Below are 23,999 nucleotides of genomic sequence, written 5' to 3'. Positions count from 1 at the left end.
CATACGACAACACCACATTATTTAGACAGTTGGAAGTTTACGAAATAGAGAGTTTGTACCTGAAACGTACAACTTGTACGCCCCAGGTACAACGCTATTTGGAGCGGTAGAAGATGCGGCGGTCGGTTTTGAGTATCTGTGCGGCGAGGGATTTGTTGTTGTTGCAGCGGGCGAGGGTTATTTCCAGCACACGGTTGATGACGGCTTCCAGGGAGAAATCCCCCGGCTTCAGGGTGAGCTGCAGCTCGAAATTCTCCTCGCCGCCGCCGATCAGGCCGTCGGTTTTGGGACGCTGGCGCCGGTCGCCGGTGCGGGGACCGCCGAGAAAGGAGAGATGGGAGGGATTGATCAGTTCGTGGTCGACGACGATGGCCGCCCGCTCCAGCGAGTTCTTCAACTCGCGGATGTTGCCGGGCCAGTCGTAGCCTTGGAGGAAGTCCATGCCGCGCTTGGAAATGCCGGGCAAATATTTGCCCAGTTCGGTACGCAGGTGGGACACGAAATGCTCCACCAAAAGGGGGATCTCCTCCTTGCGCTCGCGCAGGGGGGGGATGCTGATGGGGAAGGTGTTGATCCGGTGGTACAGGTCGGCGCGGAAGCGCCCCTGCCGGACTAAAAGCCCCAGGTCGTGGTGGGTCGCGACGATGATCCGGAAGTCCGCCTGCACCTGGCGGCTCGACCCCAGGGGGGCGTAGCTCTTCTCCTGGATCACCCGGAGGATCTTGGCCTGCAGCTCCAGCGGCATGTCCCCGATCTCGTCCAGCAGGATGGTCCCTTCGCGGGCCAGGTCGAACATCCCCTCGCGGTCCCGGTCCGCCCCGGTGAAGGCGCCCCGGACGTGCCCGAACAGCTCGCTTTCCAGAAGCGTAGCCGGGATGCCGGCGCAGTTCACCGCGACGAAGCGGTTCTCCGGCCGGCCGCTGGCGAAGTGGATGGCCCGGGCCAGCACCTCCTTCCCCACCCCGCTCTCGCCGTGCAGCGCCACCGTAGTCCGGGGATAGGCGGAGACCTGCTCGGCCATCTGCAGCGCCCGGGTCATCCCGGGGGATTTGGAGACGATCTGCTGGAAGCTGAACTGGTCGCCCAGCTGCAGCTTGAGCTTCCTGTTCTCCTCGGTGACCTGCCGGTAGCCCAGAGATTTCCGGATGCGGGCCAAAAGCTCCTCGCCGACGAACGGCTTCTCCACGAAATCGGTGGCCCCAAGCCTCAGCGCGGCGACCGCCTTGTCGATGGAGGCATGGGCCGTCAGCATGATGAAGGGGATGTCGGGAAACCTGTCCTGGGCGTGGAAGAGGATCTTCATGCCGTCCATGTCGGGCATGACCAGGTCGGAAAGGATGAGGTCCACCCGGTTCTCCGCCAGGACCCTGAGGGCCTGCGTCCCCGTTTCCGCGAGGACCGTCGCAAACCCCCAGGCACGCAGTTGCACGTCAAGCAGCGCTCGCGCTTGTTGGGTGTCATCCACGATCAGGATTGTCTCGATACCCACAGTGCACCTCGGGTCATTGATCACGCTGCGCAAGATACGAAATATAACAGTTATAGAAGAATGACCCGCAGCACTCGGTGCTGTTGCAGAGGTAAAGTGCCTGCTGTACCGCAAAGTCTACACTAAACTTTAGTCATTGTAAAATGTAGGAATTACATCCGCATTGATTCGAATTACCAACAAAAACACTTACTAATTTCACCGCAAGGGTTCCCCTTTGCTTCCATGCAACCTTTTTGAAAATTCTATGAATTGACTGTTTGATAGGGGTTGAGCAGCGGCCCCCTGATGACAGTTCAACACTTAATTCAAAACCATTAAGTAACTAAAACTAGCATCCAAGCAGTCCAAGAAAGCTAAATTTACTTGAGTATCAATTTTTACCATAAATAAGTGTTGGCTATCGTGAGTTTTTGGAACTGCTTGGAGGGGGGGACACTCATCTTTGAGGGTTTGGACGTATGGGGGGATGGCTGGGGCGCCTTTGGGAAGCTAGGGCACAGTCTCAGCTTTCCGGCATCTTTTGCGCAACTGCCTCCCGGCGAGCAATCAGAGGCTATACTGAAGTTCCGACACGAAGATTTATCAACAAGCCTACAAACAAAAAAGCAGGCATCCACGTTAAAACGTAGACGCCTGCTTTTATTGTAAAAATGGTGCCCAGAGACGGAATCGAACCGCCGACACGAGGATTTTCAATCCTCTGCTCTACCGACTGAGCTATCTGGGCAAGAGACCAACTTTATACTTTGAATCGCCGACTGTGTCAACCCTTTTCTTCTAATTTTTATGACTGACTATGCGCGGGAGATAAAACGGCCGTCGCGGGTGTCGACCTTGATCTTCTCGCCGGTCTCAAGGTACGGCGGAACCTGCAGGCGATGACCGGTCTCAAGTACCGCTTCCTTGGTCTGCGCGGTGGCTGTGGCGTTCTTGAGGGCCGGGGCGGTTTCGGTCACGACCAGCTCGACGACCATGGGGAGGTCGACGCTGACCATGCGCTCCTGGAAAATGCCCAGCTGTACTTCGGTGCCGTCCAGCAGGAAGGGGGCAATGGCCTCGAAGTTGTCTTCTTCCATCTCGAACTGCTCGTAGTTCTCGAGGTCCATGAAGATGCCGCGGCCGCCGTCGGCGTAGAGGAACTGCCCCTTGTGACGCTCGAAATCGGCCTCGTCCACCTTGTCGCCGGAGCGGAAGGTCTTTTCCAGCACCTGGGCGGTGAGCAGGTTGCGGTACTTGGTCTTCACCATGGTGTTGGCGCCGCGGGCGGAGGGGGACTGGAAGGCTACATCCATGATGACACAGGGAGCGCCGTCCAGCTTGATGACGAGCCCCTTCTTGAAATCGTTAGTGGTATACATGCACAATCTCCTTTGCGAAATGCCCCTTTTTAGCAGAAAAGTGTGATAAGTTCAACCGCGCCATAACGGCGGCTGTCATAGAGATTGGAGGATACGTGAAGATCGACACGGAGTTTATCAAGTTGGACAGTTTTCTGAAGGCGGTGGATGCAGTCTGTTCGGGTGGCGAGGCGAAGATCATTATCGCCGAAGGAATGGTGTCTGTGAACGGCGAGGTGGAACTGCGCCGCGGCAGGAAGCTGCGCCCCGGCGACAAGGTGGGACTGGGGGGACAGACCTTCTCGGTGGAGTAGCCGGGGCTTACCCCCCGGCACGCTTCGCTTTGTAGCCTCGTTTGGTGAGTTCGGCGAGCAGGGTGTCGGCGTGATCGCCCTGGATCTCGATGACGCCGTCCTTGGCGGTCCCGCCGCAGCCGCAGCGTTTCTTCAGGTCCCCCGCGAGAGCGGTCAGGGCCGCCGCGTCGAGGGGGAGGCCGGTGATGACGATGACCGTCTTGCCGCCGCGCCCTTTCGTTTCGCGTCTCAGGCGCACCGTGCCGTCACCTGCGGGAGCTGAAGACTTCTTGCAGGCGCAGGTGTTGGCGGGCTTGCCGCAACCGGGACACATACGGCCGAATTCGGAGGAGTAGACGAGGGGGGCATCGCTGGAACTGGACTTTTTCATGGCTGCCTTTGTAGCAGAAAAGGCGCAAAAGGTTCAAGACAAGAAAACATCAAAGGCATTAACGCAAAGACGCCAAGGCGCGGAGTCGCAAAGGTAAAGCAAAAATGATGTTAAGGTCCTAGGACCTTGCGCCTTTGCGGCTCTGCGACTTTGCGTTGGAGATTTTCCGGTTATATCTCAACTGGCCGCGGAACCTCGCTTTCCATTATGGGGCGGGGGGTGAGGCGGTCAGGTATCTTCAAAACGGTGACGCCGGGCGGGGGCTCGATCTCCTGGTACAACGGCTCGCTCCCCCTCTGGTAGGTCTTGGAGAAATGCATAGGCAACACGTATCTTGGACGCAGCCGGTCCAGGAGTTGGTTGAACTGCGTCGTACAGAGATGGCGGGACACCCCCGCCTTCTTAGACTCGGAGGCGAGGAAGGCGCACTCACACACAAGTAGCGTCACCCCTTGCACCAGCCCCGAAAGCTTCGCAACGTTCTCCTCGGAGTAACCGATGTCGGTCACGTACCCGATGCTCGCCGGCTCCTCGAACTTCCTGATGCGCTGGTACAGCTGCGCGGCATCCGGCGCAACCTTCTCATCGATACTCCCGCCGCTGTCCTGCACATACCTGACCGGGCTCATCTCCATCACGCCGTCGTGGAACAGCTTCTCCATGTCCTTGAGCCACTCGCCCTTCTTTACCCCTTCCGCCGCCATGCGCTCGTCATCGAGCACGAAAGCCGCCCCCTCGTCTATGCGATACGCCATGACCGGAATGTGGTGCTCGCAGTGGGTCCCGCTTACGGTGAGGTGACGGTTGCCGTAGAGGACGCCGTTGCGCTCGCCTTCAGAAGTTGCGGCAAAGGCTTCCGGGCCGCTGTAGAGCATGCTGGTTACCCGCCCGTTTGCACCGATCTCGTTGACCCTGAAGTTCCCCCAGAAGGTATCGGCGAGGTTCCAGTCGTAGCAGGCGAACTTGCTCGCCATGCGCCGGGACAATCCGGGAGGACCGAATACGTCGATGGTGCGAGGGGAGGCGTGGCTGTGGCGGATCACACTGTCCATACCCATGAAATGATCCATGTGGGCGTGACTGATGAAGATGGCGTCGATGGAGGTGTAGACCCTCTTGGCGAGGTGATGCATCTTGCCGCAGTCGAATAACAGTGCACGTCCTGTCGGACGCACCCGGACTAAAAGCAGCGGGTCGTCGAACAGTCCTGCGAAGAAGGTGGGTTCGAGGTAGCGGAAAGGTTTGGGCATGCGCAGAATTTTACCATTAGATTGACCTGCATCAATTGAATGACTCTCTGAACGCGCTAAAGTTCAGACATCGACAGCAATCAACCGGCAAAGGAGAATGGATATGGCAGAGAAAAAAGGTGTGGCACTGGGTGAAGCAATCAATCTTCTTAACTTGGCGGGATATGCGGACGGCGCGGTCGTCAGCAGGACCGTTATCGACAAGCCGGTTGGCACCATCACCGCTTTCTCTTTCGACGCCGGCGAGGGGCTGAGCGAGCACACGGCGCCCTATGATGCCTTTGTCCAGGTTTTGGACGGTGAGGCAGAGATCAACATAAATGGGGTAGCGCACAACGTGGCCGCTGGCGAGATCATCATCATGCCCGCGAACATCCCTCATTCGCTGAGGGCGGTACAGCGCTTCAAGATGCTCCTGGTCATGATCAGGGCTTAAACCGAAACCCGGATCACAGAGGACACAGAGGAAAAGCCAAGGCGGACACAGAGGTAATCGAGGGTAAAACAAACGAAGGGGGCGCAGATTCATAATCTGCGCCCCCTCTTTTTTGTGTTTCCTTGTTAAAGCCTTTCCTCTGTGACCTCTGTGGACCTCAGGGCCCTCTGTGGTCAGGCTTTTGAACCTACCTGCAGCCGCAGCCGCAGCGGCCGTTCAGCTCGGCCTCGTACCCCTTCCTCAGCAGCTTGGCCACCTCCTTGGAGTGGTAGGTCAGGATCAGGTCGGCACCGGCACGCTTGAAGGACATCATGGTCTCCATGATGACGCGGTCTTCGTCGATCCATCCCATCTTGGCGGCGGCCTTTACCATGCTGTACTCGCCGGAGACGTTGTACACGGCGGTGGGGAGGTTGAACTCGTTTCTCACCTCGCGCACGATGTCGAGATACGGCAGGCCCGGCTTGACCATCAGGATGTCGGCGCCTTCCTCGACGTCCATCCTCGCCTCGCGGATCGCCTCGAGCCTGTTGCCCGGATCCATCTGGTAGGAGCGACGGTCACCGAACTGCGGGGTGGACTCGGCGGCCTCGCGGAACGGGCCGTAGTAGCCGGAGGCATATTTCACGGCGTAGCTCATCAACGGGATGTGGTTGAAGCCGTTGTTGTCCAGCGACTCGCGGATCGCCGCTACGCGGCCGTCCATCATGTCGGAGGGGGCAACCATGTCGGCGCCGGCTTTCGCGTGGGAAAGGGCCTCGCGGGCCAGCAGTTCCAGGGTCTCGTCGTTGTCGACGTCGCCGTTCTTGATCACGCCGCAGTGGCCGTGGTCGGTGTACTCGCACATGCAGACGTCGGTGATGACGGCCAGCTTGGGCACTTCCTTCTTGATGGCGCGGATGGTCTCCTGGATGATGCCGCTCTCGGAGTAGGCATCACTACCCATGGCGTCCTTCTGCTCCGGAATGCCGAAGAGGATCACCGCCGGAACGCCCAGTTCGTAAGCCTCCTGGGCCTCCTCGACGATGTTCTCGATGGACTGCTGGTAGATGCCCGGCATGGACGAGATCTCTTTCTTGATCCCCTTGCCGAATGCGGAAAACATCGGGTAGATCAGGTCGTTGGCGGAGATGGCAGTCTCCCTGACCATGTTTCTGAAGACTTCCTTGCCCCGAATCCGTCTCGCTCTGTACACCGGGTAGAACATAGATTTCTCCTTTTGCTTGCTGTGGATAAGCTGTAAACCTTCCCCCTCCCTGGCCCTCCCCCTCCGGGGGAGGGGATGCTGGCCTGAGGAGCGGGGTTAACTATGTGTGGACGCGCGGCCGAAAAAAGTGATCATCTCCCGCGACAGGGCCTCCAGGGTGAACTCGGCCGGTTCCATGTGCACATCCAGTCCGAGATCGCGACAGGTCTTGGAGGTGATCGGGCCGATCGAGGCGACCGTGACCCCTTCCATCAGGTGCAGGAAACGGTTCTCACCGAGGATGCCGGCCAGGTTCTGCACAGTGGACGAGGAGGTGAAGGTGGCGCAGTCGATGCGCTTCTCCTCCAGCGCCAGCAGCGCCTCCTCCGGAATGCCCGCGGGGGTATGGTTGGCGTAGGCCACGGGAGCGATCACCTGTGCGCCCAATCTAGTCAACTCTTCCGGGATCACTTCACGGGCCCGATCCCCTTTCGGGAAGAGGACCCACTTGCCGTTCATGTCCATCTCGGAGAAGGCGTCCACGACGCCCTCCGCCTTGTAGTCGGCGGGGATGAGGTCGGGACGGATGCCGTACGGTGCCAGCGCCGCGGCAGTCTTGGGGCCGACCGCGCAGACGTGGCAGCGCCCGAGGGCCCGGCTGTCGAGACCGTGCTCGGCAAGCCGGGCGAAGAAGTATTTGACCGCGTTGTACGAGGTGAAGATGATCCAGTGGAAGCTGTCCAAACCTTCGATGGCCTCATCCAGGGCGGCGTAGCTTTCCGGTGGGGCAATCTCGATGGTCGGGCAGCAGTAGGCCCGGGCGCCGAGCTGCTCCAGCATGGAGGTGAACTCACCGGCCTGGTCCGCGCCGCGGGTGACCAGCACCGAGCGACCGAAGAGCGGGCGGTTGTCGAACCAACGCAGCGTCTCCCGCAGGCTCACCACTTCGCCGACCACGGTAATGGCCGGAGCCTTGAAACCGGCGGTGCGGGCCTTGTCGGCGATATCGGCCAGCGTGCCGACCAGCACCTCCTGCTCGGGACGGGTGCCCCAGCGGATCAGCGCCACCGGGGTTTCCGGCGCGCGGCCGTGTTCCATGAGGCTTTGCGCGATGTGCGGCAGGTTGGTGACCCCCATGTAGAAGACCACGGTGCCGCTGCCCAGGGAAAGCCCTTCCCAGTCGATCTCCGAGGATGCTTTCCCTTTCTTCTCGTGCCCGGTGACGAAGGCAACCGAGGTGGTCACGCCGCGGTGGGTAAGCGGGATCCCGGCGTAGCTGGTGGCGCCTACCGCAGCGGTGATGCCCGGCACGATCTCGAAGGGAATCCCCTCGGCCACCAGCGCCTCGCACTCTTCGCCGCCGCGGCCGAAGATGAAGGAATCGCCCCCCTTGAGGCGCGCCACCACCTTGCCGGAAAGCGCCTTCTGCACCAGCAGTTCGTTGATCTGGCTCTGTTCGCGGTTGTGCTCGCCGCCGACCTTCCCGGCGTAGATCAGTTCCGCATCCTTGGGAGCCAGCCGGAGCAGTTCGTCGTTGGCCAGGTAGTCGTACATCACCACCTGCGCCTTGGCCAGGCAGTCCCGTCCCTTGACGGTAATGAGTCCGGGATCCCCGGGACCCGCGCCGATCAGGTAGACGTAGCCCTTCTTAGTCATATCAACAGTCATCTCGCACCAGGAAAAGAGAGTGTCGTGCGCAAAAGGCAAAAGGCTAAGGTAGAACCGTTAGCCTTTCAAAAGCAAAAGCTTTGACCACAGAGGACCTCAGTGTCCTCTGTGGTAATGCTTTTCGGTTTTTATACCGGGATTTCTTTCTCCCGGGAAACTTCACGCTGGTACACCTCGGCGAGGATGGCGTGGCCACCCTCGGAGAGGAGCTGCTCGGCGAGCTTCACGCCCAGCTTCTCGCAGTCGTCGGCCGGGCCGGTAACCACGCCCTTGACGGAAACCTTGCCGTCCACGGAGGCAATGAAGCCGGTCAGCTTCAGCTCGTCGCCGGTCACTTCGCCGAAGGCGGCGATGGGAACCTGGCAGCCGCCCTCGCAGCGCCAGAGCAGGGCGCGCTCGGCGCGTACCGCACGGCTGGTGTCCGGGTGGTTGAAGAAGGAGATGGCGTCCTTCACGTCTTCGTTGGAGAGGTTGCACTCGATGCCGAGGGCGCCTTGGCCGATGGCCGGAAGCGACAGGTCGGTCGGGAGCAGTTCGGTGATCTGGTCGGCAAAGCCGAGACGGTTCAGACCGGCGGCGGCCAGGATGACGGCGTCGAGCCCCTCGGTCTCCAGCTTGTCCATACGGGTCTGCACGTTGCCGCGGATGATGACCATCTCCAGGTCGGGACGGACTTTCAGCAGCTGTGCCTGGCGACGCAGCGCCGAGGTGCCGATGCGGGCGCCCTGCGGCAGGTCGGCAAACTTCACGTTGCGGGAGATGACCGCGTCACGCGGATCTTCGCGCTCGGTGATGCAGTACAGGCCCAGGCCTTCCGGGAACTCGGTCGGCACGTCCTTCATGCTGTGCACCGCGATGTCGATCTCGCCGCGCAGCATCGCTTCCTCGATCTCCTTGACGAACAGGCCCTTGCCACCGACCTGCGCCAGCGGCACGTCGAGGATCTTGTCGCCGATGGTCTTGATCTTCTTCAGGGTGACGGTCATGTCGGGGTAGCGTTTTTCCAGCTCGGACTTGACCCAGTTTGCCTGCCAGAGTGCGAGCTGGCTCGCGCGGGTTCCTATTCTCAGCTCTTTCAGCGCCATGTACTTCTCCTTTGAGTTGAATCGAGGGGCTAGGGACTAGGGGCTAGGGACTAGCACAATCGCCAACCCTGACCCCTACTACCTAACCCCTTGAAGTTTATTTTGTTTCCACCGTCAACAGCGGGGGGGGGGCGAGTCTTTACTAGCCCCTAGCCCCTAGTCCCTGTTTTTGCCTTTAGCCCCTGCCTCTCAGTCTTCCAGCTCCATCATGCTTTCCTGCTGCTCCGGAGTCTCCAAATCGAAGAGGTGGCGCAGCGCATCGACATAGAGGTCGTTGCGGCTCCCCTGGTCGGTCCGCTTCAGGAGGCTGGTGGGATGATGCAGCAGCTTGTTCATGATGGCGTTGGTGAGTGCGTCCATCTTCTTATCCGCACCGGGGGGAAGATCCTTCCAGTTGGAGAGGGTCTTGGCCAGCTCGGCCTTTCTGATCTCGTCGAAGTGGCTCCTGAGCGCCACGATGGTCGGGGTCACGTCCAGCGAGGAGAGCCACTTGAAGAACTGCCCGATTTCCTGCTCGACAATCGCCTCGGCCTTGGCCGCCTCAACCTTACGCTGCTCCAGGTTGGTGGCCACCACGCCGTTCAGGTCGTCGACGGTGTAGAGATAACAGTTCTCCACGTCGTTGACCTTGGGATCGATGTCGCGCGGCACGGCGATGTCGATGAAGAACATCGGCTTCAGCTTGCGACGGCGCAGCACCTCTTCCATGTCCTTCTCGTGAATGATGAAGTGCGGAGCGCCGGTGGAGGAGAGGATGATGTCCGCCTTGGGGAGGTGCTCCATCAGGGCCTCGAAGTGGACCGGCTTGGCGTCGAATTCCTCGGCCAGCTTCTCGGCACGCTCGTAGGTACGGTTGGTAACCATGACGCCGCGCACCCCCACGTTGATGAAGTGCTTGGCGGCCAGCTCGCACATCTCGCCGGCGCCGATAAGCAGGACGGTCTTGTCGGAGAGCTCACCGAAGATCTTTTTAGCCAACTCCACCGCGGCGAAGGCCACGGAGACGGCCGAAGAGGCGATCTTCGTCTCGGTCCTCACCCGCTTGGCAACGGAAAAGGCCTTGTGCAGGAAGCGGTTCAGGATAATGCCGGAGCTCTTGAACTCGGCGGCGTAGCCGTAGGAGGTCTTGATCTGCCCGAGGATCTGCGGCTCACCGACCACCATGGAATCGAGGCTTGACGCGACGCGGAAGACGTGGCGGGTGGCCTCCTCCCCGTGGTAGCTGTACAGGTGCTTCTCGAGCGTTTCCAGCGGGTAGTTGTGGTAATCGGCAAGGAAGCGCTTCAGGCGGGCCATGCCGCCGGCGACGTCGCGGGTGGTAGCGTAGATCTCCACGCGGTTGCAGGTGGAAACAATCACGGCCTCGGTGATATCGGGGAGCGCCACGAGGGCGTTGAGCGGCTTCTCCATCTGGGTGGGGGAGAAAGCTACCTTTTCCCGGACCTCAACTCCGGCAGTTTTATGCGAAAGCCCGACCACAATAATGTTCATAACAATCCCTGCCCCTTCTGGGGAAATCCCTCTTACTTGTAGCTGTGCAGCCCCGGCAGCAACAGGTTAACGCCGAGGAAGGTGAAGAGCATGATGACGAAGCCGAAGATGGAGAGCATCGCGGCCTTTCTGCCGCGCCAACCGGTGGTGAGCCTGCCGTGCAGCAAGGCGGCGTAGATGAACCAGGTGATCAGCGACCAGGTTTCCTTGGGATCCCAGCTCCAGTAGGTCCCCCACGCGGTCTCGGCCCAGATGGCGCCGGAGATGATGGCGAAGGTGAGCAGCGGGAAACCGAAGGTGAGGCAGCGGTAGCTGATGTCGTCCAGGATGTCCAGCGAGGGGAGCTTCTGGAACATGGAGCCCAGCCGGCGCGTCTTCAGGAAATGCGACTGGATCAGGTACATGATGCTGACGCCGAAGGAGATGGCGAAGGCGGCATACCCCAGGAAGGCCATGATGGTGTGCACCGCGAGCCACTTGCTCTTGAGAGCCGGGTTCAACGGCGGAATGACTGTGGAGAAGGAGGCCGAGATGATCATGATCAGCAGCGCCACCGGCATCATGAAGGAGCCGAGGATGCTGATCTTGTACCGCCTTTCCAGCAGCAGGAAGATGCCGACCACGGAGAGGCTGAAGAAGGAAAGCGATTCGTGCAGGTTGGTGATCGGAGTGTGCCCCGCCTCGAGGAAGCGGTTCAGTGTGAAGCCGCAGTGCACGAGGAATCCGGCCAGAGTGAGCCAGAGGGCCGCTTTACCTAAGGATTCCTTAGGTTTGAGCAAGTAGATCAGGTAGACCGCGGTGACGACCGCGTAGATGACCAGGGTGCTGTTGAAGAGCAAGGCGTTCATGAAGGGTCCTCTTTTCCTGCCCCTACCGAGCCCGGTGCGGCCCCGGCAACGGAGAGCTTCAGGAGTATCTGGTCTATGGCATCTCTCTGCCCGTTTCTGATTAGCGCGGGGAGATCCAGCGCGGCAAGCTCGGCAAAAACCGTGTCATTGTATGCGTTCCCCACCTTTTCAGTCAATAGCTTTTCACGGATGGCACTTAAAAGCGCCACCGCCTCACCGTATTCAGGACCGAACTGGGGCTTCAGTTGATTGACGATTTGTTTTGACAGAGATGGGCTGGCTCCACCAGTCGAGACCGTAATCAGCAGGTCTCCCTGTTCGAGAACAGCAGGTGTCACGAAGTCACCGTCCTCTGGCAGGTCGACACAGTCGACGAGGACATTCAGTGCGCGGGCTGCCCGCGCCACCTCGCGATTGACGGCGGGCTCACTGGTGGCGGCAAAGGCGAGGGTTGCTCCGGCAAGGTCGCCGGGGCGGTAGCTGCGACACAGATGCACGATGCGCCCCTGCGCGGCGAGAGCGGCAAGGGAGTCTTCGACCGCCGGGGCCACGACCGTGACGCGCGCGCCTGCACCGACCAGCCGGGCCGCTTTGCGGGCGGCCACCTTGCCTCCGCCAACCACTACGACCAGACGGTCCTTCAGGTTCAGGTTTATCGGGTAATGACGCACGAGCACTCCCTGTTTTCCCCGCAGCGCAGCCGGGATCACATCTCATTCTGGCGGGGCGGCCGCCCCAATATGGCCCTATCCCGCCGCCCTGTCAATGCTGAATACATCAACGATGCAGAGGGGTTCGGACGCCTTAATTGCCTCTCACCCAAGGGGCATTTACCCCTTGCTTTTTTCATCGGCTCCTTTATAGTAGAACTCACTTTTTTTATTAAAGGAGAAGGTTCCATGGCCAGCGAAAATGTACAGACCTTTACCGATGACAACTTTGAAAAAGAAGTCCTGCAGTCCGACATCCCGGTGCTGGTAGACTTCTGGGCCACCTGGTGCGCCCCCTGCAAAGCGATCGCCCCCCTCATCGATACCGTGGCGTCCGAGTACGAAGGACGCGTTAAAGTAGGCAAAGTCAACGTTGACGACAACCCGGCAACCCCCGGCAAGTACGGCGTGCGCGGGATTCCGACCGTCATCCTGATCAAGGACGGCAAAGTGCTGGACCAGGTGGTCGGCGCAATCCCGAAAGCCCAGCTGGAGGCCCTGATCAATAAGGCTCTCTAAAATGAAAAAGCTGATGCAGTTGAAGAAATCCCTGTTGAGAATCACCCCCCTGGCGCTGGCAGGCCTGCTGCTCTTCACGCAGTCCGCCCATGCCATACTGCAAAAAGGTGATCCCGCTCCCCCGGTCAAGCTGACCAGCACTTCCGGCCAGCCGATCACGTTGAACAATTACAAGGGGTATGTGCTGGTGATGGACTTCTTCGCCACGTGGTGCATCCCCTGTAAGGAAGCCATCCCCCACCTGAATTCGCTGATGGCCAAGTACGGCAAGCAGGGGCTGCAGGTGCTGGGAGTAAGTGTCGATGAAGGGAGCGACCGCGACGTCAAGACCTTCATCAACGAGCGCAGGATCAGCTACCCGGTCGCCATAGCAGGCGAGGAGATGCAGACCGAGTACGGACTGCGTTCCATCCCCACCGTCTTCGTCATCAACAAGAAAGGGGTGGTCGTGGAAAGGTTCCAGGGCTTCTCCGACCAGACTGCGAAGACGATGGAAGACACCATCAAGAGGCTGCTCGCCGAATAGGCACTGGCAGCTGCACGTAAAAAAATGAGAGCGGCTCTTCGCTGCGATACCGTCACGGTAGTCGCTGCGAAGCAGCCGCTCTTTTCGTTCATCTCCCCCGCTTCCAAGCCCTCCCCCCCGCTGATTCCAGGTCCATTTCTCCCCAAGCAGAAACATTGACTTTCTCTAATCGCATGGCACGATTCGTGGGTGCTTTTTCCCGACCACATCAACAGAGGAGGTTATCCATGAAACTGAGAGCAACGGGGATAATTGGACAGGACGACGATGGCCACATAGTCCTCGAGTTGAAGAAAGGCCAGGATGTCGGGGTGATCAAGAGTCACGTGGGGGAGGAGGTCGAAATGATAATCCTCACCAAGGAAGCTGCAGTGAAGTCCCGGCAGTCGGCTGCATCAGAAAAGGATTCTGAAGGCCTTAGTATTTGTGCAAAACCGGGGTACTGGAACATCGAGGACCAGCAATAATCTCAGCCGTGTTTACACAAAATCCTTTACACGCCCCATTCCGTCCATACCAGATTGCATGGTGCACATGGTAATTTATCATGCGTCCGCAGTAACTTGCAACGCGTCTGTGGGAAGTTGGATAGGCACCATCATCCTGCGGGCGGATGCTCCAAGCAGTATGTGAGGGTCACGCGGAGACGGAGGTTGGAACGTCGGTAGCCATGCGGCGCAAGTGGGTGATGTCCCGCAGCGGCGGGGTCCCGAACAGGCGGCTGTACTCCCGGCTGAACTGGGAGGCGCTCTCGTAACCGACGTTGAAGGCGGCCGTAGTAGCATCCAAGCGTTCCGTCAGCATCAGGCGCCGGGCCTCGTTCAGGCGCAGCATCTTCTGGTACTGCAACGGGCTCATGGCGGTCAGCGTCCGGAAGTGGTGGTGAAAGGTGGAAGTGCTCATGTTGACCTTGGTCGCCAACTCGTCGATGCGCAGCGGGTTGGCGAAGTTCCCCTTCAGCCAATCGATGGCCCGGGCGATCTGCTGGCTCTGGCTTCCCGCCGAAGCAATCTGCCTCAGGCGCGCCCCCTGGTCGCCAACGAGCAGCCGGTAGATGATCTCGCGCTGAATCATCGGCGCAAGAATCGGGACATCCTTCTCCTCGTCAAGCAGGTCGAGCAGGCGCTGGAAAGAGCTGATGAGCGGCAGGGTCACCTCGCCAACCGCCATGCCGCGGCTGGACTGCTGGGTACGGGGCTGGGGGAGGTTGCTATCCAGCATGAGTTGTGAAACCTCGCGCAGGTCGAGCATGAGCCGCAAGCCGAGGTAGGGCTTTTCGGGTCTCGCCTCGACGATCTGCACCACCGTAGGCAGATGCACGGACGTGATCAGGAAGTGATTGGCATCGTAGACCAGGGTCTCATCACCGAGTTGAACGCGCTTGGCGCCCTGCGCCACCAGGCAGACACTGGGCTCGTACATGCCGCTTACCGGCTCGGTGACGTCTTCCCTTTTGAACAGTGACAGCCCCGGGACCGGTGTCTCGAACAACTCTCCCTGCTCAGTCCATCGGGCAATACTCCGCCTCAAACTTTCAATAGCTTCTTCCATTGCGTCGGCCTCCAACCATCAGCCCAACAGGCTGTTTTAACAACTCTTTGACCTGTCCCATCCTATCCAACCGGCCTGTGCTTTACAACTTTTTTCGAAGCATCCGGAGGATCAGGCAAAAATCAGGCAGGATCGGTCTACCCACCTTTTCTGTTTAAGAGCTAGGATCACATCATCGCAACAAGGCAGGCCAGACTGGAGCATGAGGCACGATGCGATAGAATTTGCCGGAAGTCGACTGTCACAGCATCGGTCCCTGCTTTCATAACAACAACACAATTACTCAAAGGAGACCAAAATGCAAAAGCGCAAACTGGGGAACAGCGGTCTGGAAGTTTCCGCCCTGGGTTTAGGCTGCATGGGCATGAGCTTCTCGTATGGCCCCCCAAAGGACAAGCAGGAGATGATCACCCTGCTGAGAACGGCTGTCGAGCGCGGCGTCACCTTCTTCGATACCGCCGAGGTCTACGGCCCGTTCACCAACGAGGAACTGGTCGGCGAGGCCCTCGCCCCCGTGCGGAACCGGGTGGTGATCGCTACCAAGTTCGGCTTCGACATCGCCCCCGGTAAGGATCCCAGGGGGATGAAGGGCGCCACTCCGGCACTGAACAGCCGCCCCGAGCACATCAGGGAAGTTGCCGAAGCCTCCCTGAAGCGACTCAAGATCGACGCCATCGACCTTTTCTACCAGCACAGGGTCGACCCGGACGTGCCTATCGAAGAGGTCGCGGGTGCGGTAAAGCAGCTGATCCAGGAGGGGAAGGTGAAGCATTTCGGTCTCTCCGAGGCGGGCGTGCAGACCATCCGCCGTGCCCACGCCGTGCAGCCGGTCACCGCTTTGCAGAACGAATATTCGCTGTGGTGGCGCCGCCCCGAGGCGGAGATCCTCCCCACGCTGGAAGAGCTGGGCATCGGCCTGGTCGCCTACAGCCCGCTCGGCAAGGGCTTCCTGACTGGAAAGATCGACGCCAGCACCACCTTTGACAGCACCGACTTCCGCACCACCCTCCCCCGCTTCACCCCCGAGGCGCGGCAGGCGAACCAGGCCCTGGTGGACCTCTTGGGAGAGATCGCTGCTCAGAAAAAAGCCACACCCGCGCAGATCGCCCTGGCGTGGCTGCTGGCGCAAAAGCCGTGGATCGTGCCCATCCCGGGGACGACGAAACTGGAGCGGCTGGACGAGAACAACGGCGCCGTCGACATCATCCTGAGCGCCGACGATCTGCGCCAAATCGACTCCGCCGCCGCTAAGATACACGTGCAGGGGGATCGTTACCCCGAGATGCTGGAAAAGCTCACCAACCAGTAACAACGAACAGGAGGATCAATCATGTATAAGGCAAAAGCATATTCCGCCGCCAGCGCGACTGCACCGCTGGCATCGACCACCATTCAGCGCCGCGAGCCGACCGACCGCGACGTCCAGATCGAAATCCTTTTCTGCGGCATCTGCCACTCCGACCTGCACACCGTGCGCGACGAGTGGAACAGCGTCATGCCGACCATCTATCCCTGCGTGCCCGGGCACGAAATCGTGGGGCGCGTCACCAAGGTCGGCTCCGCGGTAACCAGGTTCAAGCCGGGCGATCTGGCCGGGGTCGGTTGCCTGGTGGATTCCGATCACAGCTGCCCGAGTTGCGACGCCAACCTGGAGCAGTTCTGCACCAACGCGACCTTCACCTACAACTCCCCTGACAAGCACCTGGGCGGGGTCACCTATGGCGGCTACTCGGACAGCATCGTGGTGGACGAGCACTTCGTGCTGCGCGTTCCCACCAACCTCAACCTGGCCGGGGTGGCACCGCTGCTTTGCGCCGGGATCACCACCTATTCGCCCATTCACCGCTGGGGCGACATCAAGGGCAAAAAGGTCGGCGTGGTCGGCCTCGGGGGACTGGGGCACATGGGAGTCAAATTCGCCAAGGCATTCGGCGCCCACGTCGTGGTCTTCACCACCTCGCCCGGCAAGAAAGAAGATGCCCTGCGCCTGGGCGCCGACGAGGTGATCATCTCCACCGACGCCGAGCAGATGAAGCAGCATGCCGGCACCTTCAACTTCATCCTCGACACCATCGCCGCGGACCACGACCTGAACGCCTACATCCAGATGCTGGGGCTGGAGGGGAACATCACCTTGGTCGGCGCGCCGGACAAGCCGCTTGCCCTCTCCTCCTTCGCGCTCCTCTTCGGCAGGCGCAGCGTCTCCGGTTCGCTCATCGGCGGCCTCGCCGAGACCCAGGAGATGCTCGACTTCTGCGGGCAGCACAACATCACCTCCGACGTGGAAGTGATCCCGATCCAGAGGGTGAACGAAGCATACGAGAGGCTGGTCAAGTCGGACGTGAAGTACCGCTTTTCCATCGACATGGCGTCGCTGAAAGCTGAGTAAGTTCGCCGGAATGCCCCCCCTCCCTCAAGGGAGGGGGGGCAGCAAGACAGCTTCCCGCGAAGTCCGAAAGCACCAAAAATAAATGCCGCCGGCACCGCGTCCGCCGCGGGCCGCGGCCCCTTGGGAAGAAATGAACCTGAAGCGTAACATGATCATGGTATTGGTTGTCGGAGGCTTAACAGTCATGGCAGTACGTAGCGGCGGCGAGGTTGACCGGGCTCGGTCAGCCGAAGCCGGGCAGAAACCATCAGGAGATATAATGACCACCGGAGGAATCCTGGCATCAACCCGCGTCATGTGGAATTTCTTTTTCAACAAGCCGGCCGACACCCGTCCTACCGGAACAATCCCGATCCACAAGATGTCACGCGCAGAACTGCTCTCCGCGCCCAATAACACCGTCTTCCGGATCGGGCACTCCACGGTGCTCCTGAAACTGCAGGACGCCTTCTGGCTCACCGACCCGATGTTCTCGGACAGGGCTTCACCGGTCCAATGGGCGGGCCCGCAGAGGTTCCATAAAGCGCCGATCAGCATCGAGGACCTGCCCCCGATCAAGGCCGTGATCATCTCCCATGACCACTACGACCACCTCGACCGCAATTCCATCGTGAAGCTGGCCGCCAAGACGGAGCACTTCCTGGTACCGGCGGGCGTGGGGGACATCATCACCGGCTGGGGCGTCCCCACCGCCAAGGTACGGCAGTTGAACTGGTGGCAGTCGACGCAGGTGGACGAGGTCCGTCTGGTGGCAACTCCCTGTAAGCACTTCTCCGGCCGCGGCCTCTTCAACAAGAATCAGACCCTGCAGAACTCCTGGACCATCCTCGCCCCCGGCTTCCGGGTCTTTTTCAGCGGGGACTCCGGCTACTTCCAAGGGTTCAAGAGGATCGGCGAGCAGTACGGCCCCTTCGACCTGACCCTGCTCGAGGCCGGAGCCTACAACGTGAACTGGGCCGGGGTGCACATGATGCCGGAAGAAACCGTACAGGCACACCTCGACCTTAAAGGCAAAAGGATGCTGCCGATTCACAACGGCACCTTCGATCTTTCCATGCACGCATGGCGCGAACCGTCCGACAGGATCCTCTCCTTGACCAAGGCGCGCGACATCGAGGTAGCCATCCCGGTCATCGGTGAGCCGGTCTACTCATCAGCGGCCACCCAGGACCGACCTTGGTGGGCAGCGGTCGATGCGGTGCCTGCGCTGGTCACGGGAAAATCGAAACCATTGGCCACGGAGAAAATCTGAGGAAATCTGAGAAAAGAGAAATGCGCCGAGACCAAGACGTCTCTCGGCATTGAACTGCTACGGCAAATGCTTTCCCAGTTTTGGAGGCTGACATGACAAAGGAAAATGGGGGGACCTTCACCCGCCGGGAGTTCCTCAAGGGAGTCGGGGTCGGGGGCGGCGCGCTGGTGCTGTTCGGACAGTTCGGGATTCACTCGGCGGCCTGGGCGCTGTCGGGCGAAGCGACCCTGAAGATGGTCGTGGTGGATTACAAAAAGTGCACGGGATGCCGGACCTGCGAAACGGCGTGTTCATCGCGCAATAAGCCCGCGGCGGTAGGCGGGAAAGAACTGCCGGGGCTGGGTAACCCCTACTTTGCCAACATCAAGGTCCACAACTTCAACCCGGACGTCGACGTCCCCAATGTCTGCGCCATGTGCGCCGACACCCCTTGCGCCAAGGCGTGCCCGGTGGAACCAGACGGGAAAACGGGCCGGCGCGCCTTCTACCGGGACGATGCGAGCCACACCATGCATAACGACGCCAGCCGCTGCATCGGCTGCGGCAGCTGCGCCAAGGCATGCGCCTCGCAGCGCACCGGCGTCATTCGCCCCAACCCGGAGACGGGGAAGCCGGAGCGGATGTGCACGCTGTGCGGGGGCGATCCGCAGTGCGTCAAGCGCTGCCCCTTCGGCGCGCTCTCTTACGTGGAGGTGCGGCGCGACAGGAAATTCTACGGCCTCGGGCCGGAAAAAATAGCTGCTGAACTGGCTAGGAACTGGTACGGGACGGCGGAGTTCGGAGGTGTGAAATGAGCGGTAAACCGGGATACCACGGCAGGATCCTTGAAATAGACTTGAGCTCCGGGAAGTCGAGGACGGTGGCCATCGCTCCCGAGGACCTGGACAAGTTTGTCGGGGGGCAAGGGCTGGGCATGAAGCTGCTCTGGGACCGGCTCAAAAAGCCGGGCATCGATGCGCTCTCCCCGGAAAACCCGCTCATGTTTATACCGGGACCGTTTTCGGGACTCCCCGTCCCCTCTTCGTCGCGGACCTGCGTGGTGACCAAGTCCCCCATCACGGCACCGCTGACGTCCGAGCATCGCCATGCCTCCACCGTCACCTACTCCAACATGGGAGGCTTCTTCGGCCCGGAGATCAGGTTCGCGGGGTACGACGGGCTGGTGGTCATCGGCAAGGCGCGGGAGCTTTCCTACATCGTCATCGACGACGACAAGGTCTCCATCCGGGACGCCAGGAAGTTCAAGGGGATGCGGACTGATGCCTTCGATAGGGCCTTCCTGGAAGAGCTGGGCGACCGGAAATACAAGACGGTCTACATCGGGCCTGCCGGTGAGAACCTGATCCCCTACTCCAGCATCATCCATACCGCAGGGCGGGCAGCAGGGCGCGGCGGATCGGGCTGCGTCATGGGCTCCAAGAACCTGAAGGCCATCGCGGTCAAGGGCTCCGGCCAGCCGGGCGTTGCCGACCACGAACGGTTCCTCACTGCACTTGAAAAGGCCAGGCGCGCACTGTACGGGACGACTTATGCCAAGTCGTGGGCCGAGCAGGGGACGGCCAGGGCCATCGTCGGCAACAGCAACGCCGGGACCGAGTCGGTGCGCAACTACCGCGAGGGGACCTTCACCGAGGCGGACAAGATCGGCGGCGACGCGGCGCGGCGCGACGTGTGGGTGAGGGACTTCGCCTGTTACTGCTGTCCGCTCGCCTGCAAGAAAAGCGGCGTCACCAAGGGGAAGTACGGCGGCGTGGTGCACGACGGCCCCGAGTACGAAACCGGCGTCATGCTCGGTTCCAACCTGATGATCTCCGACATGCCCGGTCTGCTGAGGGCGATCTACAACATCGACGACCTGGGCCTGGACCAGATCTCCACCGGCAACGTGATCGGCTTCCTGATGGAGGCGTACGAGAAGGGGATGATCGACCGCAAATTCCTGGACGGCATCGACCTCAAGTGGGGGAGCGTGGACGCGACCCTGGCCATGATCGAAAAGATCGCCGCCAAGGACGGCGTAGGCGCCCTCGCCGCCCAGGGTGTGGCAAACTTGTCCCGCCACATCGGCCAAGGAAGCGAAAAGTTTGCCATACACGTGAAGGGGCTGGAACTGGCGGCGCACAACATCCAGGGCAACCAGCCCAGGGCGCTTTCCTACGTCACCGCGTCCCGGGGGGCCTGCCACATGAGCGGCAACAACATCGCCATGCAGAACAGGCGTGCCATGCTCGACTCGACCGGGATGTGCTTTTTCCCCACCTTTGAGCCGGCGTTGGAAGAGCCCATGCTCGAACTGCTAAGTGCGATCACCGGCCACGAGTACCACCAGGCTGAGTTCGAGAAGGCGGGGGAGCGGATCTTCAATCTGGAGAAAATGTTCAACTATCGCGAGGGCTTCCGCCGTGGTGACGACAAGCTTCCCGACCGTTTCTTCGAAGACGCCTTCACCATCGGCGCCAAGAAAGGAGCGGTGCTGGATCGCAAGAAGTTCGAGGACATGCTGACCACGTACTACCGGGACCGCGGCTGGGATACTGTGACCACCAAGCCGGGAGAGGCAAAACTGAAGGAACTGGGGCTGGAAAATATATAGGAAAGGCAAATCCCCTCTGTCCGGAAGGAGGGGACTGGCTCCGCCAGGTGCCTATCCCCTTAGTTCTTATAGAAGGAGGCTGAGCTGACTGGAGCGTTCCGCTAAAGGGACAGGCACCTGGAGGAGCCTGTCCCTCCTGCCCAAGAGCAAGTAACAAAGAGGGGTATTTGATGACGAGAGAAAGCAGCAAGACAAGCTTTGGGGGGTGGAAGGTGCTGACCGTCTACTTCTCGCATTCAGGGAACACCAGGGAGTGTGCCCGGCAGATCAACCAGATGGTGGGCGGCGACCTGCTCGAACTGACACCGGTACAACCGTATCCTCAGGACTACGACACGGTCGTGAGCCAAGCGAAGCGGGAACTGCGGGCGAGGCACCGGCCGGAGTTGAAGACAAAAGGTACGGACGTCAATGACTACGACGTCGTCTTCGTAGGCTCGCCGAACTGGTGGAACACGGTGGCGCCGCCGGTCATGACGTACCTGGCCGGGCACGACTTCAGCGACAAGGCCATCGTGCCGTTCATCACGCATGAAGGGACCGGCTTGGGGCAAAGCGCACGGGACATCAGGGATCTCTGCCCCGGGGCCACCGTTCTGGAAGGCATTGCCATCCGTGGCGGTGAAGTCAACCGGGCCGGGCAGAAACTATCGGCCTGGCTGCGCAAGCTCGGCATAGCAGAGGCGGCATAACGAGCCGCACAGGAGGACACAATGACAAAACCCGAAGCAGCAAAAGGGATGAGTGACCTGGAGGCAGTGGCCCCGGACTTTGCCAGGCTGACCAAGGATTTCCTGTTCGGGGAGATCTGGGAGCGGCCGGAGTTGTCGCCGCGGGATAAAAGCCTGATCACGGTTACCTGCCTGGTGGCGCTGAACCGGATCGAGCAGGTGGAGTTTCATCTCAAGAAGGGATTGGAGAACGGGCTGACCAAGGAAGAGCTGGTGGCGGCCATCACGCACATCGCGTTCTATGCCGGCTGGCCGACGGCAGCGTCGGGGTTCGCCCATTTGAAGAACGTGCTGGACAGTTTAGGGGAATGAGGGCCGCATGATTTAAGCGCTGTACCAGGCCTCGCGTCCTCCCCTTTGCGAAGGGGAGACAGAGGGAGTTTATGCAGGAGCTGAGTGCTTCTTCCCCCTCCCTGTCCCTCCCCTCCGGGGGAGGGGACCTCGTTTACCTTCCTGGCTGTCTAGGTGCACGCTCGGTCCATGGCACCTCCCCCTGGAGGGGGGAGGCTGGGAGGGGGGGAGTCAGCGATATCGCTCCGCCATGTACGAGCTGCGCACGTAAGGGGCGCTCTCGACGTGGAGCATGCCGGCGGCAAGGGCCTGCTGCTTCAGTCGGTCGAAGCGCTCCGGCTCGATAAACTGCTGCACCGGGTAGTGCTGCCGGCTGGGTGCAAGGTATTGGCCGAGACTCAGGTAGCTGCACCCCACCTCCACCAGATCCTGGAACACCGCGAGGAGTTCGCCCTCCTCCTCACCCAGTCCCAGCATCAATCCCGACTTTGTCTTCAACGCCGGTTCGAGCCGGTGAGCGTCGGCCAGAAGCCGCAGAGATCTCTGGTAATCCGCGCCGGACCGAATGGCGTACAGCCTCGGCACCGTCTCCAGGTTGTGCCCCAGGATGTCCGGCGCACTCGCCAGCACCGCCTTCAGCGCCTCCAGGCCCCCCTGGAAATCAGGTATCAGCAGCTCAATCTTCGTTGCCGGCGAAGCCGTACGAATGGCTGCGACGGTGCTGGCGTACTGCCCTGCGCCGCCGTCGGCGAGGTCGTCGCGGGTGGGGCTCGTGATTACCACGTGGGAGAGCTTCAAACGGCACACTGCCTCGGCCACCGCGGTCGGCTCGCCCTGTTCCGGCGGCAGGGGCACTTCCTTGGCGACCGAGCAGAACGAGCAAAGCCGCGTGCAGGCGCGGCCAAGGATCAGGAAGGTCGCCTGCCTCTGACGGAAACATTCCGTGATGTTGGGGCAGCGGGCCTGCTGGCAGACGGTGTTCAGGTTGAGCTCTTTCAGCAGCCCTTCCATCTCCGCGTGTGCCGCCGGGTTTACCTTCTTTTGCAGCCATTCCGGCTTGCGTAAAACCTCCATCTCACCCCCAAAACCATTCACATCCCCTCTCCCTCTGGGAGAGGGGACTAGCACCGTCTACCTTCAGCTCCGCCCCTCGAAAGTCCAACTTGGGCAGCGATACTTGTGTTCCTCCAGCTTCCCCGCGGTCACCATCTCCTGGTCGGTCGGCGGTTCGGGCACCAGGTCGACGCTCATCAGTTCCTGGAACGACTCTGCCAGCAGACGTTTCAGGTCATCCGGCTCGGGCGCATGGCCCAGTTCCGACAGGCTCACCGAACGTGCCGCGCCGGGAGCCGGCTCTTTCAAGTAGCGCACCCCCTGCTGCACCCGGTTCTGCAGCGGGATCGAGCCGTGCTGCAGGATGGCGCCGGAGAGGCGGCGCTGGGCGTTGCCGCCGATCTTGCGGTCGTTGACCACCACGTCGAATTCCTCTTTACCGGCGAAGCAGAAGGAAGTCCGCTCTCCCAGCCGTTCCTCAGCGGGATTCCAATCGACGGCAAAGCGGGCGTCGAGTCCGAGGCGCTGGTAGGTGCCGAGCAGGAAGCCGCACAGTTTGCGGAAGCCGTCCTTGACGCCGGTGCGGTCACCCAGGTGTTCCGGCGAGCAAACCACGCTGTAGGTGACCTCGGCGGCATGGTAGATAATGCCGCCGCCGGTCATGCGGCGCACCACCGGCACCCCCTCCTCCCGGCAGAGATCGAGGTTGAGCGCCGCGGCCGCGTCCTGGTAGCGTCCAACGGAGAGGGTCGCGGGATTCCAGCCGTACAGGCGCAGTACCGGCCGGGTGGGATCCTTCTGGAAACAGTTGAGGAGCGCCTCATCCAGGGCCATATTGGCAGGGCCTTCCAGCGGCCCCGTATCTATCAAACGCCACTTACACATCAAAACCTCTAAACCATTGGCC

General features: G+C 60.7%; 25 protein-coding genes and 1 tRNA gene. 12 read left to right on the top strand and 14 right to left on the bottom strand.

The window, feature by feature from the left end:
- Positions 1 to 94: 94 nt before the first annotated feature.
- The 3 genes from JFN91_RS02770 to JFN91_RS02760 form a co-directional block, all read right to left on the bottom strand.
- Positions 95 to 1,489, bottom strand: a complete 1,395-nt coding sequence (locus JFN91_RS02770; protein ID WP_199387673.1) for a sigma-54-dependent transcriptional regulator — start codon at positions 1,487 to 1,489, stop codon at positions 95 to 97.
- A 654-nt stretch (positions 1,490 to 2,143) separates the two neighbouring features.
- Positions 2,144 to 2,219: transfer RNA gene (locus tag JFN91_RS02765), tRNA-Phe, on the bottom strand.
- A 67-nt stretch (positions 2,220 to 2,286) separates the two neighbouring features.
- Positions 2,287 to 2,850 carry an elongation factor P gene (locus tag JFN91_RS02760; RefSeq protein ID WP_183345153.1) on the bottom strand — a complete coding sequence of 188 codons (564 nt, stop codon included), beginning with the start codon at positions 2,848 to 2,850 and terminating at the stop codon, positions 2,287 to 2,289.
- 95 nt (positions 2,851 to 2,945) lie between these two features.
- Here JFN91_RS02760 and JFN91_RS02755 point away from each other — a divergent pair, with 95 nt between their 5' ends.
- Positions 2,946 to 3,143, top strand: a complete 198-nt coding sequence (locus JFN91_RS02755) for an RNA-binding S4 domain-containing protein (protein WP_199387672.1) — start codon at positions 2,946 to 2,948, stop codon at positions 3,141 to 3,143.
- 7 nt (positions 3,144 to 3,150) lie between these two features.
- Here JFN91_RS02755 and JFN91_RS02750 read toward each other — a convergent pair whose 3' ends face one another.
- Both JFN91_RS02750 and JFN91_RS02745 read right to left on the bottom strand, forming a co-directional pair.
- A complete protein-coding gene (locus JFN91_RS02750; RefSeq protein ID WP_199387671.1) occupies positions 3,151 to 3,513 on the bottom strand; it encodes a translation initiation factor Sui1 in 363 nt (120 codons plus the stop codon).
- A gap of 170 nt (positions 3,514 to 3,683) precedes the next feature.
- Positions 3,684 to 4,763, bottom strand: a complete 1,080-nt coding sequence (locus JFN91_RS02745) for a ribonuclease Z (protein ID WP_199387670.1) — start codon at positions 4,761 to 4,763, stop codon at positions 3,684 to 3,686.
- Positions 4,764 to 4,866: 103 nt separating this feature from the next.
- Between JFN91_RS02745 and JFN91_RS02740 the strand changes: the two genes are divergently transcribed.
- The gene (locus tag JFN91_RS02740; protein ID WP_183345145.1) at positions 4,867 to 5,199 is read left to right on the top strand and encodes a cupin domain-containing protein; all 333 of its coding nucleotides are present in this window, start codon (positions 4,867 to 4,869) and stop codon (positions 5,197 to 5,199) included.
- Positions 5,200 to 5,386: 187 nt separating this feature from the next.
- On the opposite strand, the gene hemB is transcribed toward JFN91_RS02740, so the two are convergent.
- From hemB to JFN91_RS02710, 6 genes are all read right to left on the bottom strand, one after another.
- On the bottom strand, positions 5,387 to 6,406 hold the full coding sequence (gene hemB, locus JFN91_RS02735; protein WP_199387669.1) for a porphobilinogen synthase: 1,020 nt from the start codon (positions 6,404 to 6,406) through the stop codon (positions 5,387 to 5,389).
- Positions 6,407 to 6,502: 96 nt separating this feature from the next.
- Positions 6,503 to 8,053, bottom strand: a complete 1,551-nt coding sequence (gene cobA / locus JFN91_RS02730; RefSeq protein ID WP_199387668.1) for a uroporphyrinogen-III C-methyltransferase — start codon at positions 8,051 to 8,053, stop codon at positions 6,503 to 6,505.
- Positions 8,054 to 8,181: 128 nt separating this feature from the next.
- Positions 8,182 to 9,138 carry a hydroxymethylbilane synthase gene (gene hemC, locus JFN91_RS02725; RefSeq protein ID WP_199387667.1) on the bottom strand — a complete coding sequence of 319 codons (957 nt, stop codon included), beginning with the start codon at positions 9,136 to 9,138 and terminating at the stop codon, positions 8,182 to 8,184.
- Between the two features lie 189 nt (positions 9,139 to 9,327).
- Positions 9,328 to 10,629, bottom strand: a complete 1,302-nt coding sequence (gene hemA, locus JFN91_RS02720; RefSeq protein WP_199387666.1) for a glutamyl-tRNA reductase — start codon at positions 10,627 to 10,629, stop codon at positions 9,328 to 9,330.
- Between the two features lie 32 nt (positions 10,630 to 10,661).
- Positions 10,662 to 11,477: a c-type cytochrome biogenesis protein CcsB gene (gene ccsB, locus JFN91_RS02715; RefSeq protein WP_199387665.1), complete on the bottom strand. Its 816-nt coding sequence runs from the start codon at positions 11,475 to 11,477 to the stop codon at positions 10,662 to 10,664.
- Positions 11,474 to 12,148, bottom strand: coding sequence for a precorrin-2 dehydrogenase/sirohydrochlorin ferrochelatase family protein (locus JFN91_RS02710; protein ID WP_199387664.1), 675 nt, complete (start codon positions 12,146 to 12,148; stop codon positions 11,474 to 11,476). Before JFN91_RS02710 ends, ccsB begins: the two co-directional genes overlap by 4 nt.
- A gap of 228 nt (positions 12,149 to 12,376) precedes the next feature.
- On the opposite strand from JFN91_RS02710, the gene trxA reads away from it, so the two are divergent.
- The 3 genes from trxA (at position 12,377) to JFN91_RS02695 (ending at position 13,699) form a co-directional block, all read left to right on the top strand.
- Positions 12,377 to 12,706, top strand: a complete 330-nt coding sequence (gene trxA, locus JFN91_RS02705; protein ID WP_199387663.1) for a thioredoxin — start codon at positions 12,377 to 12,379, stop codon at positions 12,704 to 12,706.
- A gap of 1 nt (position 12,707) precedes the next feature.
- Positions 12,708 to 13,232: a TlpA family protein disulfide reductase gene (locus JFN91_RS02700; RefSeq protein ID WP_236014879.1), complete on the top strand. Its 525-nt coding sequence runs from the start codon at positions 12,708 to 12,710 to the stop codon at positions 13,230 to 13,232.
- 227 nt (positions 13,233 to 13,459) lie between these two features.
- Positions 13,460 to 13,699: a hypothetical protein gene (locus tag JFN91_RS02695; RefSeq protein ID WP_199387662.1), complete on the top strand. Its 240-nt coding sequence runs from the start codon at positions 13,460 to 13,462 to the stop codon at positions 13,697 to 13,699.
- A gap of 169 nt (positions 13,700 to 13,868) precedes the next feature.
- On the opposite strand, the gene JFN91_RS02690 is transcribed toward JFN91_RS02695, so the two are convergent.
- A complete protein-coding gene (locus JFN91_RS02690; RefSeq protein WP_199387661.1) occupies positions 13,869 to 14,783 on the bottom strand; it encodes an AraC family transcriptional regulator in 915 nt (304 codons plus the stop codon).
- 298 nt (positions 14,784 to 15,081) lie between these two features.
- Here JFN91_RS02690 and JFN91_RS02685 point away from each other — a divergent pair, with 298 nt between their 5' ends.
- From JFN91_RS02685 to JFN91_RS02655, 7 genes are all read left to right on the top strand, one after another.
- Positions 15,082 to 16,092 carry an aldo/keto reductase gene (locus JFN91_RS02685; protein WP_199387660.1) on the top strand — a complete coding sequence of 337 codons (1,011 nt, stop codon included), beginning with the start codon at positions 15,082 to 15,084 and terminating at the stop codon, positions 16,090 to 16,092.
- Between the two features lie 21 nt (positions 16,093 to 16,113).
- Entirely contained in the window at positions 16,114 to 17,172 is a 1,059-nt protein-coding gene (locus JFN91_RS02680; RefSeq protein ID WP_199387659.1) for an NAD(P)-dependent alcohol dehydrogenase, read from the top strand.
- 259 nt (positions 17,173 to 17,431) lie between these two features.
- Complete coding sequence (locus JFN91_RS02675; protein WP_236014878.1) at positions 17,432 to 18,424, top strand: MBL fold metallo-hydrolase; 993 nt, start codon at positions 17,432 to 17,434, stop codon at positions 18,422 to 18,424.
- A 92-nt stretch (positions 18,425 to 18,516) separates the two neighbouring features.
- Positions 18,517 to 19,218 (top strand): 4Fe-4S dicluster domain-containing protein, encoded by a 702-nt coding sequence (locus JFN91_RS02670; protein WP_199387658.1) that lies wholly within the window; start codon positions 18,517 to 18,519, stop codon positions 19,216 to 19,218.
- Positions 19,215 to 21,017 (top strand): aldehyde ferredoxin oxidoreductase family protein, encoded by a 1,803-nt coding sequence (locus JFN91_RS02665; protein WP_199387657.1) that lies wholly within the window; start codon positions 19,215 to 19,217, stop codon positions 21,015 to 21,017. Before JFN91_RS02670 ends, JFN91_RS02665 begins: the two co-directional genes overlap by 4 nt.
- 170 nt (positions 21,018 to 21,187) lie before the next feature.
- Entirely contained in the window at positions 21,188 to 21,709 is a 522-nt protein-coding gene (locus JFN91_RS02660) for a flavodoxin (protein WP_199387656.1), read from the top strand.
- 21 nt (positions 21,710 to 21,730) lie between these two features.
- Positions 21,731 to 22,060, top strand: a complete 330-nt coding sequence (locus JFN91_RS02655; RefSeq protein ID WP_199387655.1) for a carboxymuconolactone decarboxylase family protein — start codon at positions 21,731 to 21,733, stop codon at positions 22,058 to 22,060.
- Positions 22,061 to 22,270: 210 nt separating this feature from the next.
- Here JFN91_RS02655 and lipA read toward each other — a convergent pair whose 3' ends face one another.
- Both lipA and JFN91_RS02645 read right to left on the bottom strand, forming a co-directional pair.
- On the bottom strand, positions 22,271 to 23,113 hold the full coding sequence (gene lipA / locus JFN91_RS02650) for a lipoyl synthase (RefSeq protein WP_199387654.1): 843 nt from the start codon (positions 23,111 to 23,113) through the stop codon (positions 22,271 to 22,273).
- Positions 23,114 to 23,176: 63 nt separating this feature from the next.
- On the bottom strand, positions 23,177 to 23,977 hold the full coding sequence (locus tag JFN91_RS02645) for a lipoate--protein ligase family protein (RefSeq protein ID WP_199387653.1): 801 nt from the start codon (positions 23,975 to 23,977) through the stop codon (positions 23,177 to 23,179).
- Between the last annotated feature and the right edge of the window lie 22 nt (positions 23,978 to 23,999).

Origin of the sequence: Geomonas anaerohicana (genome assembly GCF_016458305.1) — a bacterium.
In the GTDB taxonomy this organism is placed as follows: Bacteria; Desulfobacterota; Desulfuromonadia; order Geobacterales; family Geobacteraceae; genus Geomonas; species Geomonas anaerohicana.
This window is presented reverse-complemented; position numbering and strand designations above follow the sequence as displayed.